The sequence below is a fragment of the Phenylobacterium sp. genome (assembly GCF_025351295.1).
Lineage (GTDB): Bacteria > Pseudomonadota > Alphaproteobacteria > Caulobacterales > Caulobacteraceae > Phenylobacterium.
Genome location: NZ_JANXWD010000155.1, coordinates 1 through 12,644, shown reverse-complemented (window position 1 = coordinate 12,644; position 12,644 = coordinate 1). Strand labels below are relative to the sequence as shown.

The window sequence follows — 12,644 nt, the reverse complement described above, 5'->3', positions numbered from 1 at the left end:
CGGGCCAGGCGGCGGCGGGTTCGCGGGGCGCGGCGGCGGCTTCGGCGGGCCGGGCGGTCCCGGCGGCGCGGGCGGCCGGCTGCAGCTGGCGCTCTATCACACGGTGATCTTCACCGACGACATCCTGGTGCGCCCGGGCGTGCCGCTGTTCGACCTGCTGCACGGCTCGGCCTCGGGCAGCGGGGGCGGCCAGCCCCGTAACGCCGTCGAGGCCCAGGCCGGGATCACTGAGTACGGCCTGGGCGCGCGGCTCTCGGCCAGCTGGACCGAGGGCACCTTCGTGCGCGGCGCGCCCGGCTCGCCCACCGGCGATCTGCATTTCGGCGACCTGACCAAGGTGGACCTGCGGCTGTTCGCCAATCTGGGCGCCAACCGCGCGCTGGTGGCCAGGCGCCCCTGGATGCGCGGCTCGCGGGTGACCTTCGCGGTGACCAACCTCTTCGACGCCCACCCCAGCGTGCGCGACGCTACCGGGGCCACGCCGGCCGGATACCAGTCGGCCTATCTTGACCCGCTGGGCCGGGTGGTGAGGATGAGTTTCCGGAAGCTGTTCTTCTGACCGCACGCGCCCGTCGCACTCGACTCCGCGCCCTGGCTCGCCGATGATGGGGGAATAGAAAAAGCGGTATTTGAAGCGCGGATATCAGGGAGACCCACGATGGCCGATTTCGGCGGCTCAGACCTCGACGCCTTCCGGGCCGAAGCCCGCGCCTGGCTCGAGGCCAACTATCCCCAGTCCCTGCGCGACGACCCGGACGCCGGCACGCGGATGATGATGGGCGGCGTCCAGCCCACCGGCGACGCCCTGGCCTGGAAGCAGCGGATGGCCGAGCAGGGCTGGGGCACCCCCACCTGGCCGAAGACGTACGGGGCCGGCGGCCTCACCGGCCCCGAGGCCCGTGTCCTGGGCCAGGAGATGGACCGCGTCGGCGCCTACAACCCGATGGTCGGCATGGGCCTCTCGATGTTCGGCCCGACTCTGCTGGAATACGGCACGGAAGCGCAGAAGCAGCGCCACATCCCGCCGATCGTGAAGGGCGAACTGCGCTGGTGCCAGGGCTATTCCGAGCCGGGCGCCGGCTCCGACCTGGCCAGCCTGACCACCAAGTGCGAGGACGCCGGAGACCACTGGAAGATCAACGGCTCGAAGATCTGGACCAGCGGCGCGCAGTACGCCGACTGGTGTTTCTGCCTGGTGCGGACGGACACCTCCAAGAAGCACGAGGGCATCAGCTTCGTGCTGATCGACATGCGCCAGCCCGGCGTCGAGACGCGGCCGATCAAGCTGATCGCCGGCTCCTCGCCATTCTGCGAGACCTTCTTCACCGACGCCCGCGCCGAGAAGGACGACATGCTGGGCCCGCTGAACGGCGGCTGGACGGTGGGCAAGCGGCTGCTGCAGCACGAGCGTTCCGGCCAGGGCGGCAGCCGCATGATGGGCGGCGGCGGGCTCAGCGTGCCCGAACTCGCCAAGAAGTACGTCGGCGCCGACGCTCACGGCCGCATCGCCGACGCCGACCTGCGCACCCGCATCGCCGCCCACCAGATCAACGCCAAGGCCCACGCGCTGACCATCCTGCGCGCCATGGACGAGGCCAAGGGCAATGTGAATCCGTCGGCCACCACCTCGGTGATGAAGAACTCCGGCACCTGGATCGGCCAGAACCGCTCCGAGCTGATGTTGGAGATCATGGGCCACCAGGGCCTGGGCTGGGAGGGCGAGGCCTTCGACAAGGACGAGATCGAGACCGTCCGCGCCTGGCTCTCCGGCAAGGCCACCACCATCTTCGGCGGCAGTCAGGAAGTGCAGAGCAACATCGTGAGCAAGCGCATCCTGGGCCTGCCGGACACGACGCAGGGGTCTTAGGCAGATACAGCACCGAAAATGAGAGTGGACCGTCATGGCTGACTTCGGTGGAACCGACCTGACCGCCTTCCGCGGCGAGGTCCGCGGGTGGATCGCGGCCAACTTCCCCGCGTCGCTGAAGGGCAAGCCCGCGCCCGAGGGCCGCGAGCTCAGCCCCGACCAGGACGCCTGGCGCCGTGCCATGGGCGACAAGGGGTGGGGCGTGGCCACCTGGCCGGCGCAGTACGGCGGCGGGGGCCTGGGCAGCGGCGAGGCCAGCATCATCGGCGAGGAGCTGGCGGCAGCCGGCGCCTGCAACCCGATCGGCGGCATGGGCGTGATGATGTTCGGCCCCACCCTGCTTGAGTACGGCACCGAGGCGCAGAAGCAGCAGCACATCCCCTCGATCGTCAAAGGTGAGGTGCGCTGGTGCCAGGGTTTCAGCGAGCCGGGCGCCGGTTCGGACCTGGCGAGCCTGCAGACCAAGGCCGAAGACCAGGGCGATCACTTCCTGATCAACGGTTCTAAAATCTGGACCAGCGGCGCTCATCTTGCCGACATGTGCTTCTGCCTGGTGCGGACCGACACCACCAAGAAGCACGAAGGCATCAGCTTCGTGATGATCGACATGCATCAGCCGGGCGTCGACGCCCGTCCGATCCGGCTGATCAACGACACCACCCCGTTCTGCGAGACCTTCTTCACCGACGCCACGGCGCCCAAGGCCAACCTGGTCGGCCCGCTGAACGGCGGCTGGACGGTGGCCAAGCGGCTGCTACAGCATGAGCGCCAGGGCATCTCCGGCGCCGGCGCGGCCCCGGGCGCCAACCCCGGCAGCCTGGCCGGCCCGCCGATCCACGAGTTGGCCAAGGCCTACGTCGGCATCGGTGACGACGGCCGGCTCGCCGACCCGGACCTGCGGCGCCGGCTCACCGACCATCTGATGGAGGAGCGCGCCTTCCAGCTCACCGGCCAGCGGGCGGCGCTGGAGGCCCGCGGCAATTCCGGGCCCAGCGCGGCCTCGTCGGCGCTGAAGAACGTCGGCTCCAAGTGCCGGGTCGACAAGGCCGAGCTGGCCGTCGAGATCCTGGGCGCCCAGGGTCTGGGCTGGGGCGGCGAGGCCTTCGCGCGCCATGAGGTCGGCGCCATCAAGACCATGCTGCGCTCCAAGGCCGGGACCATCGCCGGCGGCTCCTGGGAGGTGCAACTGAACATCATCTCCAAGCGGATTCTCGGACTGCCGGAGGTGACGCAGAAGGGCTGACCCTCTACCAACGTCATCACCCGGCTTGACCGGGTGATCCAAGCGGCGTTGCAATTTCGGCGAGACGGCTTGGGTCCCCCGGATCGACCTGCGGTCGACCGTGGGATGACGGCTCAGAAATTGATCTTGAAGGATTTTCACATGGCGGATTTTGGCGGGACCGATCTGGAGACTTTCCGGAAGGAGGTCCGCGAGTGGGTCGAGGGGAATTTCCCCAAGGCCCTCAAGGGGGTTCCCAACCCGATGGCGCGGGAGGAGCGCGGCAATGCGCCCAGCGCCGACATGGAGACCTGGCGCAAGGCGGTGGGCGCCAAGGGCTGGGGCACCCCCAGCTGGCCCAAGGAATACGGCGGCGGCGGGCTGAGCGCGGCCGAGGCCCGCGTGGTCACCGGCGAGTTCAATCGCGCCGGAGCCTACAATCCGATCGGCGGCATGGGCGTGATGATGTTCGGCCCCACCCTGCTGGAATATGGCACCGACGCCCAGAAGCTGGAGCACATCCCGGCGATCTGCCGCGGCGAGATCGCCTGGTGCCAGGGCTTCAGCGAGCCGGGCGCCGGCTCCGACCTGGCGGCGCTGTCCACCAAGGCCGTCGACAAGGGCGACCACTTCGAGATCGACGGCAGCAAGATCTGGACCAGCGGCGCCCAATGGGCCGACTGGTGCTTCTGCCTGGTGCGGACCGACACCGCGAAGAAGCACGAAGGCATCTCGTTCGTGCTGTTCACCATGCGCCAGCCGGGGGTGGAGGTTCGGCCGATCCCGCTGATCGCCGGTTCCTCGCCGTTCTGCGAGACCTTCTTCACCGGCGCCCGCGCCGAGAAGAAGGATCTGGTGGGTCCGCTTAACGGCGGCTGGACCATCGCCAAGCGGCTGCTGCAGCACGAACGCTCAGGCCTGACCGGGGCCGGCGGCGGCCTGGGCTCGGGCGGCAAGTCGCTGGAACAGCTGGCCAAGGACTACGTTGGCCACGACGACAAGGGCCGCATCGCCGACCACGACCTGCGTTCGCGGCTGGTGGCCAACGCCATCAACATGCGCGCCTTCCAGCAGACCGCCGTGCGCGCGATGCTGGAGGCTAAGGGCAACGCCAGCCCCTCCTCCGCCACCTCGATCATGAAGAACGCCGGCACCCAGCTGATCCAGGAAAGGCACGAGATGGCGCTGGAGATCATGGGCCACCAGGGCCTGGGCTGGGAGGGCGACGCCTTCGACGCCGACGAACTTGCCGCCGTGCGCGGCTGGCTGTTCGGCAAGGCCTTCACGATCTTCGGCGGCAGCCAGGAGGTGCAGTCCAACATTGTCAGCAAACGCATCCTGGGCTTGCCTGACCTTACGCAATCGAAGTGACAGTGAACGCAACGGCTCCTATCCCCCGTCATCCCGCGGCGTGTCCGCGGGACCCATGCCCAACGCCGCGCGGACGGTAAGATGGGTCCCGCAGACAAGCCGCGGGATGACGAACGGGTAGGGTCCGATTTGAAATCCATGGCGCCGAGCCGCCGACACAACGACGATTAGAGAGGAAAACCACCAATGGCCGTTCTGACCGAAGAACAGAGCATGCTGCGCGACGCGGCCCGCAGCTGGGTGCAGGAGAAGTCCCCCGTCACCGCGTTCCGCAAGATGCGCGATAGCGGCGTCGAGCTGGGCTATGACGCCACCGCCTGGAACGAGATGGCCGAGATGGGCTGGGCCGGGGTGATCGTGCCCGAGGAGTACGGCGGCTCGGAGTTCGGCTATCTCTCGCTCGGCCTGGTGATCGAGGAACTGGGCCGCACGCTCACCGCCTCGCCGCTGATCGCGTCGGGCCTCGGCGCCGCCTCGGCCCTGATCCTGGGCGGCAGCGACACCCAGAAGTCGGAATGGCTGCCCAAGATCGCCGAGGGCACGGCCATCGCCACCCTGGCGGTCGACGAGGGCCCGCACCACGCGCCGGAAAAGGTCGCCCTGACCGCCCAGTCCACCCGGGTCGGCTACAGCCTGAACGGCAAGAAGACCTTCGTGCTGGAGGGCATGGCCGCCAACCTGCTGGTGGTCTCCGCCCGCGTCTCCGGCCAGCCCGGCGACAAGGCCGGCATCGCCCTGTTCCTGGTCCCCGCCGACACTAAGGGCGTCACCCGCCAGAAGCTGAGCCTTGCCGACAGCCGTGGCGCCGCCAACATCGCCTTCGACAATGTGCTGGTCCCGGAAAGCGCCATCCTGGGCAGCGTCGACGGCGGCTACGCCCTGCTGGAAAAGGTGCTGGACCGCGCCCGCGCCGGCCTCTCGGCCGAGATGCTGGGCGCCGCCGTCCAGGCCTTCGAGGTCACCCTCGACTACCTGAAGACCCGCGTGCAGTTCGGCCAGGTGATCGGCTCGTTCCAGGCCCTGCAGCACCGCGCCGCCAAGATGTTCACCGAGCTGGAACTGAGCCGGTCGGCCGTGGAGGCGGCGCTCACCGCCATCGACAATGACAGCCCCGACGTGCCGGAACTGGTGAGCCTAGCCAAGGCCAAGATGGGCGACACCTTCCACCTGGTCTCCAACGAAATGGTCCAGATGCATGGGGGCATCGGGATGACCGACGCCCATGACGCGGGCTTCTACCTCAAGCGCGCCCGCGCGGCGGAAGCGGCGTTCGGGAACCAGGCCTACCACCGCGACCGGTATGCGCGGATCCAGGGGTATTGATTTGCGGCTGAGCCGGCCTGCGCGCGCGGCCGAAGCCATGCGTTGCGGAAGCCCCGTCGGTCACAAGCCGGCGGGGTTTTTCGTAAACTGGCGTTGCCGGAGCAGGCCCGGAATGCTACTTATCCATATCCGATGGGGATAAGTATGGAGCCGTCGCCGGAGCATGAACTCGCCTACCTCCTCGACTAGGAAGGAACCCACTTCCACTTCGACGAGGTCTATTGGGTCAAGCGCGAGGTGCGGCGCGTCCGGATCACGCGCGAACGGCCGCACGGGCTGGCCTACAGCTTCACCCTGTACGATCCGGAGGGAACGCGGCTCCTGGGGTTCGATAACGCGCACCGGGTTCGGCGCCGAGGCGGCCGCTATGCGCCGAGGGTCCACGCCTTCGATCACTGGCATCGCAGCCGAAGCGACGAAGGCCGGCCCTACGTCTTCCAGTCCGCGCTCAAGCTGGTGGAGGACTTCCTGGCGGAGGTGGAGCGGGTCCTTGCCGAACGCGGCGTGTCGGCCGTGATCCGCGAAAGTAAAGGGCGCAGCGAATGACCGGCCGGACCCCCAGGATTCAGAGCTGGACTGCCTTCAAGCAGGACCTCGTCGCCACCGCCAAGGGCGGCAAGGCGCCCGACGCCGCCGGCGGTCCTGTGGTGGAGAGCGTGGACGTCCTGATGCGGCTGCTGACGCCGGAGAACCGCGAACTGCTGCGGATCATCCGCGACGAGAAACCCGAATCGGTGGCCTCCCTCGCCCGCCGAACCGGCCGCGCCGAGCCCAATCTGGCCCGCACCCTGGGCAAGCTGGAGGCCGTGGGCCTGGTCGAGTTCCGGCGCGACGCCGGACGCCGTGCGCCGGTGACGCGGGCGGGCGTGTTCCGGGTAGAGGTCGACCCTTTCAGCCAGAACGACCGCATCGAGATGTCCGGCGCCGGGGGCTGGGGCGGCGCGGCGTTTGCGGGCGCGTCGGAGAGCCCGGAGGATGGGGGTTACGATGAGGGGTGAGGCCGCGACATTCCACCTGAGGTACGCGCGAAGACTTCGGCCATAGTTCACCAAATTGAAGCGCGCGGCGGGCGGCGGGCGGCGGGCGGCGGGCGTCGATGCAGCTATTTGGTGAGTTGGCGCAGAAATCTCTCAAACCCCGCCGCTACTTCACCGGGGGCGGGCGGTTCCCCATCGCGACGAGCTTGGCGCAGTCGGCTGGGGCGAGTTGCAGGACCCGGACGTCGGCGCCGCGGCCGGCCGGCCCGAGACGACGCACCAGTAGGTGCGGCCGTAGGCGTCTTGCGCGATGTTTTCCAGGCTGAACGTCACATGCAGGTTGATCGTCTGGACGGCGCCGGGGGGGTGGCATCCTGGAGGATGGCGTTGCAAGCGCTCGCCGCCTCATCTCCTCTCCCCCGAGCGTAGCGAAGAGGGGGAGAGGGTAGGGAGAGGGTCGGTGCGGGTACGGACCGGGTAGATGCCTGACAGATTGAACCGGGCTGATGCCTGACACCTGAATGGTGTTGGGAGGGCCCTTGCGATGCCGTTCAGGGAAGTTGGGCGCGTGGAGCAGCGTGTGGCGATGCTCGCGGACTACGACACCGGCGCGTGGTCGGTGAGCGAGCTTTGCGAAATGTATGGGGTGAGCCGTGAGACGTTCTACGTGCTGCGTGCGCGGCGTGCGTCTGGAGATCCGGCGTGGTTCTGCGAGCGCAGCCATGCGGCGGCGAGTTGTCCGCATCGGACGGCGGCTGAGGTGGCGGAGGCGGTGGTGGCGGCGAGGCGGCGCTTCCCCAGGTTCGGGCCGAAGAAGGTGAAGGCGTGGCTGGAGCGGACGCGGCCGGGGCTGGTCTGGCCGGCGGCCTCGACGATCGGCGACATCTTGAAGCGCGAAGGGCTGGTGGCGGCCAGGTCGCGGCGGCGTCGCCGGCGGCGCCTACTTCGCCATCGTCTTCGCGCTCGGGTTCGCCCTCGGCGCGGTGCGGGTGCTGGTCACCGCCCCGCGGTTCGGGGCGACCGTCGCCGTCCTGCTGGAAGCGCCCGTCATCCTGACGGCCAGCTGGTACGCCGCGCGGGGGTGTGTCGCGGCGTTCGCCGTGCCGCCGCGCGCCGCGGCACGCCTGGCCATGGGCGCGTTCGCGTTCGGCCTGACGATGCTGGCCGAGCTGGCCCTGGCGGTGCTGCTGTTCGGCCGCACCGTCCCCGAACATTTCGCGGCCTACCGGACGGTGGCCGGCGACGTCGGCCTCGCGGCCCAGGTGGTGTTCGCCGTGCTGCCTTATGCGCAGGCGCGCCGACGCGATATCCGCTGACCCGGCGCCGACTTCCATGGGCCCCCAAGCCACAACACCCCCAATCGGGGGATGCGCCGCGAGGCTCCGCCCTGGATGGTGCCGCAGACGCTTCGGGCCGTGCGGGTCGGGGGACGGAACGAGGGGCGGGCCAGGTGCTCAGTATCAACGAGCGCATCGGTCAGCGGCTTCGGCGGCGGCGGCGGCTGATGGGGATGACCCAGGCCACCGTGGCGGACCTGTGCGGAACCGGGTTCCAGCAGATCCAGAAGTATGAGACCGGGGCCGCGGCCATGTCCGCCGCCCGCCTCTGGCGGGTCGCCTGCGCCCTGGATGTGCCGGTCACCTATTTCTGCGAGGGCCAGGCCGCGGCGGCGGCGGAACCGCCAAGCTTCCTGCCGAACGCGTCCGACGTCACCGACGCCTTCGCCCGGCTGGGTGACGCCCAGCGGCAGGCGATCCTGGATCTGGTCGTGTCGATGACGGCCGCGAAGACCGGACAGCCGACGACCTGATGGCGGGTCTCACATTTCGTCTGCGGGGAACATCCTGATGCTGAATATCCGATCGTGCGCGCTGATGCTGAGCGGCCTCACGGCGCTGGTCCTGTCGGCGCCAGCCCGGGCGGAGGTCCATGAAGGGCCGATGTCGACCCAGAAGATCGCCTTGGGCAGCGGGGGGGGCGGGCCGACCGGGGTCCAGGTGCTGAACGAATTCCACATGGTCCACATCGATGGATTCCGGGGCGCCAAGCGGGTCGCCATCAGCACGTTCAACGTCGCCTTCCCGAACGAGAAGCTGCAGAGCGCGGAGACCTCGACCTCGTTCAAGGTGGGTGGGATCACCTCCATCGGGACGCATTTCACCAGGCAGATCAGCCAGACGAAATCGGCCCGGCAGCACACCGTCATCCAGGGGATCGACGCGGCGACCCGGCAGCGGATCGCCGACGCCGCCTACGCCGACTTCGTCGAGCGCCTGACCCGGAGCGGCTATGAGGTGGTCGGCCCGGACGAGCTGGCGAAGCTGGCGCCCGAGTTCGCCACCTGGACCGCGCAGCCCAATTTCACCCGGGGCCGCTACGGCGCCTATGTCGCCCCCACCGGGCGGAAACTGTTCCTGCTGCGCAGCGACACGGCCAAGCCGACGAGCCAGGGCAACATCGGCCAGATGGCCGCCGCGTTCCAGGGCCTCGACTCGCCGCAGGCCTTCGCCAGGTCGCCATACCTGGCCCACGACGCCAATCTCGGGATCATCGCGGTGACCCTGGTGGTCGACTACGGGACCTATGTGAACACCGGCGACACCAAGCGATTCAACGCCGAGATGGCGGTGGGCTTCACGGCCGGGGTCACGGTCCAGGGCGGCAGTTTCTATGACACCGCCACCCTGCTCGACTACTGGGGCCCGAAGTCCGGCGGGTTCCCGGCGATTGCGGCGCTGGCGGCGCCCCTGACCTCCGACCTGGCGTTCGCTGCGGTCAACAACGGGGGCAACGGAGAGGGCGAGGTCGATGTGAAGGCCGATCCGGCGCTGTTCGCGACGGCCGCCGGCGAAGCGACGCAGGCCGCGAACACCAAGCTGGTCGCCGCCCTGTCGGCCGCGGCCGCGCGGTAAGACCGCGCCTTCCCTACTCCGCCGCGGGATAGGCCAGGTAGCCGCGCTCCACCATGCGGCGCAGCGCGTCATAGGCCTCGGTCAGTTCCTCATAGGCCATCCGTTCGCGGGCGATCTCGTCGATCTGGGCGCGCGAGGGCGGCCGGCCGCCATCCGTGGCGGCCAGGGCGGTGGCCACCCAGCGGGCGCGGGCGACGGCCGTGGCCGTGGCGAGGCGCTGGAACTTCTGCGCGTCGGCGTCCCCCAAGGCGCCGGCCAGGACCTGGCGATTGGCCGTATAGGCGGTGTAGTCGATCTGCTCTAGGAGGCCGCGCAGGTGGCGATGGGCCTTCGGATCGACGGCGTCGTCCGGCTCGAAATAGTCCCCGCCGGTCCGACGTACGCTGTTGGTCCGGGTCATCGACATGGGGTTTCCTCGGCGTACGCGTTGACGAGGCGAGCAGTGATAACGGCTGGACGTGAATAATCTCATACGTCTCGCACCCGACCCTTACGCTCGGTCGCGTGGTCCGGTTGACCGGCGCGGGCGGGCGGACGCAGGGGCGCGCGCTGGGGGCGTCCGCAAGTGATGGCCACTCAGGCGGCGGGAGCGGCGTCCTCGCAGTCGAAGGTGATGGTGACGCGCACGCCCTGGCCCGGCACGGAGCGGACGTCGATCATGGCCTTGGCGTTCTGCTGCAGGGAGCGGACGATCAGGGCAGAGAGCTTGCCAGGCTTCGGCCAAGTGCAGTCCGGCGGCAGGCCGACCCCGTCATCGGCCACCACCACCGTGCAGCCCGAGATATCGCAGAGGCAGTGCACGGTGATGGTGCCCCCCTCGCGATCCACGAAGGCGTGCTTCAGCGCATTGGTCAGCAGTTCGTTGACCACCAGCCCGGTGGGCATGGCAACGTCGAGGGACACCGGCCAGACGTCGACCTTGAGGTCGAGGCGGATACCCTCGACGGCATGGGCACGCATCACCGCCGAGGCGATCTCGCTGAGGTAGACGCCCAGATCGACGGCATCGCCGCTGCCTTGCCCGAGCGACCGATAGAGCAGCCCCAGAGCCTCGACCCGTCCGGCCAGTCGGTCGAACCCTTCACCGGTCGTACGGTCCGCGACACCCTTGGCCTCCATCCGGATCAGGGCGGTGATCATCTGCAGATTGTTCTTTACCCGGTGCTGCAGTTCCTTGAGCTGGATATCCTTCTCGAGCACCTGCTCCTGGAGGTGGTCGAGCACTGAGGCGGCGGGCACGGGCGCTTCGACCAGGGCCACCAGCCGGTACACCGCGGCGCCCGCGTCGTCGTCGATGACGTTGGACCACGCGTCGACGGTCAGGGGATCGCCGTCCCGCGGCAGGACGTAGGAGCCGACATAGTCCCGCTCAGCGGCCAGAACCTCGCCCAGCGGCCGGGGGTCGGCCAGGGCCACCGGACGGCCCGGCAAAGCGTCCCAGCGTCCGCCGACGATCGTGGCGGCGTTCTGGCCGGTCAGGCGCTCGAACTCGAGGTTTGCGTAGACGATGCGTTCACGGGGCTCGAGCTCGGAGACAGCGATCGCCACGGGAACCTGGTCGAGAAACTGTTTGAAGCGATCGCTCTCGAGCGCCACGGCGAGATCGGGGCTATCGAGCAGCTGGTCGAGGCCGGGGGCGTGGTGGTCGGCTGGCATGGAACGCGAACTCCCGTCCAGGGGCGGGCCCGGGCATCCACCTATGTAGGGCGCCGGTGACCGCGCCGCCATGCCACTCAACCGACACGGGCCGTCTCGCCAGCGGAGGGCTTTCGCGATAGGCCTCGCGGCATGACCGACAAGCCCCCCCCGCTGCGGCGCCTGATCGACCTGCCCGGGGTGAAGGACCTGGAGTTCCGGGCGGTGATGAAGCGCGAGTTCGCCGAACCGGAGGCGCGCGCCGAGTTCCCGGAGATCGACGCCTGCTCGACGGCGCTGTTCGGCCTGACCGCCGACGCGGCCGAGACGGTCGACCGGCCAGCGGGCTGGGACGACATCGAGCTGAAGGCCACGCTGGTCCAGGTCGCCGCCTTCGAGGCCGCCGGCTGGGACGTCACCGACGACAAGCGCCGGCCGCTCAGGGTGCTGGGCCACTTCAACGCCCAGCTCTGGCTGGCGGTGCGCGGGGTGGCCGGGAGCCTGCCGTTCGTGCCGGAAAACACCAAGCCGGAAGCCTGGGCGACCAGCCTGGCGGCCGAGGCCGCGCGCTTCCGCAAGCGCTAGGCCCCCGCCCACCTGTGGCGCCCGCGCGGTCGTGGCGTCTTCTCCCGTGAGGCGAGGAGGGCCAGGACATGGGGGCGACCCGGCGGACGATGATGATGGCCTGCGCGGCGGCGGCGCTGGCGGGCGCGGCGGGGCCGGCGGCGGCCAGTGGCCACGGCTGGCAGACGGTGGCCGACGTGGGGCTGGCCGGGCTGCTGGCGTCGGCGGCCGGCGCCACGGCCTATGAGCACGACTGGAAGGGCGCCGAGCAGCTGGGCCTGAGCCTGGCCGCAACCGAGGCCGAGACCTGGGGGCTGAAGCACGCCTTCCCCGAGCGGCGGCCGAACGGCAGCGACCGGCGCTCGTTCCCGTCGGGCCATACGTCGCTGTCATTCGCCGCGGCCGGCTATCTGCAGCAACGGTACGGCTGGGAGGCCGGCCTGCCGGCGGCGGCGGTGGCGGGCCTGGTGGGGTTCGCGCGGGTGAAGTCGCACGACCACCACTGGTACGACGTGGTGGCCGGCGCGGCGATCGGCGAGGCCACGGCCTTCCTGCTGACCTCGAAGCACGACGACAAGGTGCAGATCCTGCCCTGGGCAGACAGCCACGGGGCGGGCTTCTCGCTGGCGGCGCGGTTCTAGAGCGCGTCAGGCGAAAGTGGATCCCGGTTTCGCCGCCCGACGCGCTCTAATTCAAGAGGTAGAGCCTTTTTATCTGGTTCAAGTGACTCCACTTGAACCAGAAAGGCTCTAGGCCCGCGGCGGCCCGGCGCG

At 69.5% G+C, this 12,644-nt stretch carries 13 protein-coding genes and 3 pseudogenes; 14 read left to right on the top strand and 2 right to left on the bottom strand.

Going from position 1 to position 12,644, the window contains the following annotated elements:
* The 12 genes and pseudogenes from Q0R13_RS20990 to Q0R13_RS20940 form a co-directional block, all read left to right on the top strand.
* Positions 1–559 (top strand): annotated as a pseudogene (locus Q0R13_RS20990) (TonB-dependent receptor); the annotation flags it as partial.
* A gap of 99 nt (positions 560–658) precedes the next feature.
* Entirely contained in the window at positions 659–1,867 is a 1,209-nt protein-coding gene (locus Q0R13_RS20985) for an acyl-CoA dehydrogenase family protein (protein ID WP_293907640.1), read from the top strand.
* 34 nt (positions 1,868–1,901) lie between these two features.
* On the top strand, positions 1,902–3,110 hold the full coding sequence (locus Q0R13_RS20980) for an acyl-CoA dehydrogenase family protein (RefSeq protein WP_293907638.1): 1,209 nt from the start codon (positions 1,902–1,904) through the stop codon (positions 3,108–3,110).
* Positions 3,111–3,251: 141 nt separating this feature from the next.
* On the top strand, positions 3,252–4,460 hold the full coding sequence (locus Q0R13_RS20975; protein WP_293907636.1) for an acyl-CoA dehydrogenase family protein: 1,209 nt from the start codon (positions 3,252–3,254) through the stop codon (positions 4,458–4,460).
* Positions 4,461–4,646: 186 nt separating this feature from the next.
* The gene (locus Q0R13_RS20970; protein ID WP_293907634.1) at positions 4,647–5,783 is read left to right on the top strand and encodes an acyl-CoA dehydrogenase; all 1,137 of its coding nucleotides are present in this window, start codon (positions 4,647–4,649) and stop codon (positions 5,781–5,783) included.
* A 237-nt stretch (positions 5,784–6,020) separates the two neighbouring features.
* Positions 6,021–6,329 (top strand): DUF6516 family protein, encoded by a 309-nt coding sequence (locus Q0R13_RS20965; RefSeq protein ID WP_293907632.1) that lies wholly within the window; start codon positions 6,021–6,023, stop codon positions 6,327–6,329.
* Positions 6,326–6,781, top strand: coding sequence for a helix-turn-helix domain-containing protein (locus Q0R13_RS20960; RefSeq protein ID WP_293907630.1), 456 nt, complete (start codon positions 6,326–6,328; stop codon positions 6,779–6,781). Before Q0R13_RS20965 ends, Q0R13_RS20960 begins: the two co-directional genes overlap by 4 nt.
* A 523-nt stretch (positions 6,782–7,304) precedes the next feature.
* Positions 7,305–7,403 (top strand): annotated as a pseudogene (locus Q0R13_RS22675) (hypothetical protein); the annotation flags it as partial.
* Positions 7,404–7,517: 114 nt separating this feature from the next.
* Positions 7,518–7,711: pseudogene (locus Q0R13_RS20955) on the top strand (IS481 family transposase); the annotation flags it as partial.
* A gap of 38 nt (positions 7,712–7,749) precedes the next feature.
* Complete coding sequence (locus Q0R13_RS20950; protein WP_293907628.1) at positions 7,750–8,076, top strand: hypothetical protein; 327 nt, start codon at positions 7,750–7,752, stop codon at positions 8,074–8,076.
* 134 nt (positions 8,077–8,210) lie between these two features.
* Positions 8,211–8,570 carry a helix-turn-helix transcriptional regulator gene (locus Q0R13_RS20945; RefSeq protein ID WP_293907626.1) on the top strand — a complete coding sequence of 120 codons (360 nt, stop codon included), beginning with the start codon at positions 8,211–8,213 and terminating at the stop codon, positions 8,568–8,570.
* Between the two features lie 37 nt (positions 8,571–8,607).
* Positions 8,608–9,672, top strand: coding sequence for a hypothetical protein (locus Q0R13_RS20940; RefSeq protein ID WP_293907624.1), 1,065 nt, complete (start codon positions 8,608–8,610; stop codon positions 9,670–9,672).
* Positions 9,673–9,685: 13 nt separating this feature from the next.
* Here the strand turns inward: Q0R13_RS20940 and Q0R13_RS20935 are convergent, their stop codons facing one another.
* The gene (locus tag Q0R13_RS20935; RefSeq protein WP_293907622.1) at positions 9,686–10,078 is read right to left on the bottom strand and encodes a hypothetical protein; all 393 of its coding nucleotides are present in this window, start codon (positions 10,076–10,078) and stop codon (positions 9,686–9,688) included.
* A gap of 170 nt (positions 10,079–10,248) precedes the next feature.
* On the bottom strand, positions 10,249–11,328 hold the full coding sequence (locus Q0R13_RS20930; protein WP_293907620.1) for a histidine kinase dimerization/phosphoacceptor domain -containing protein: 1,080 nt from the start codon (positions 11,326–11,328) through the stop codon (positions 10,249–10,251).
* A gap of 132 nt (positions 11,329–11,460) precedes the next feature.
* Between Q0R13_RS20930 and Q0R13_RS20925 the strand changes: the two genes are divergently transcribed.
* Positions 11,461–11,892, top strand: a complete 432-nt coding sequence (locus Q0R13_RS20925) for a hypothetical protein (protein ID WP_293907618.1) — start codon at positions 11,461–11,463, stop codon at positions 11,890–11,892.
* 68 nt (positions 11,893–11,960) lie between these two features.
* On the top strand, positions 11,961–12,512 hold the full coding sequence (locus Q0R13_RS20920) for a phosphatase PAP2 family protein (protein WP_293907616.1): 552 nt from the start codon (positions 11,961–11,963) through the stop codon (positions 12,510–12,512).
* The last annotated feature ends 132 nt before the right edge of the window (positions 12,513–12,644 follow it).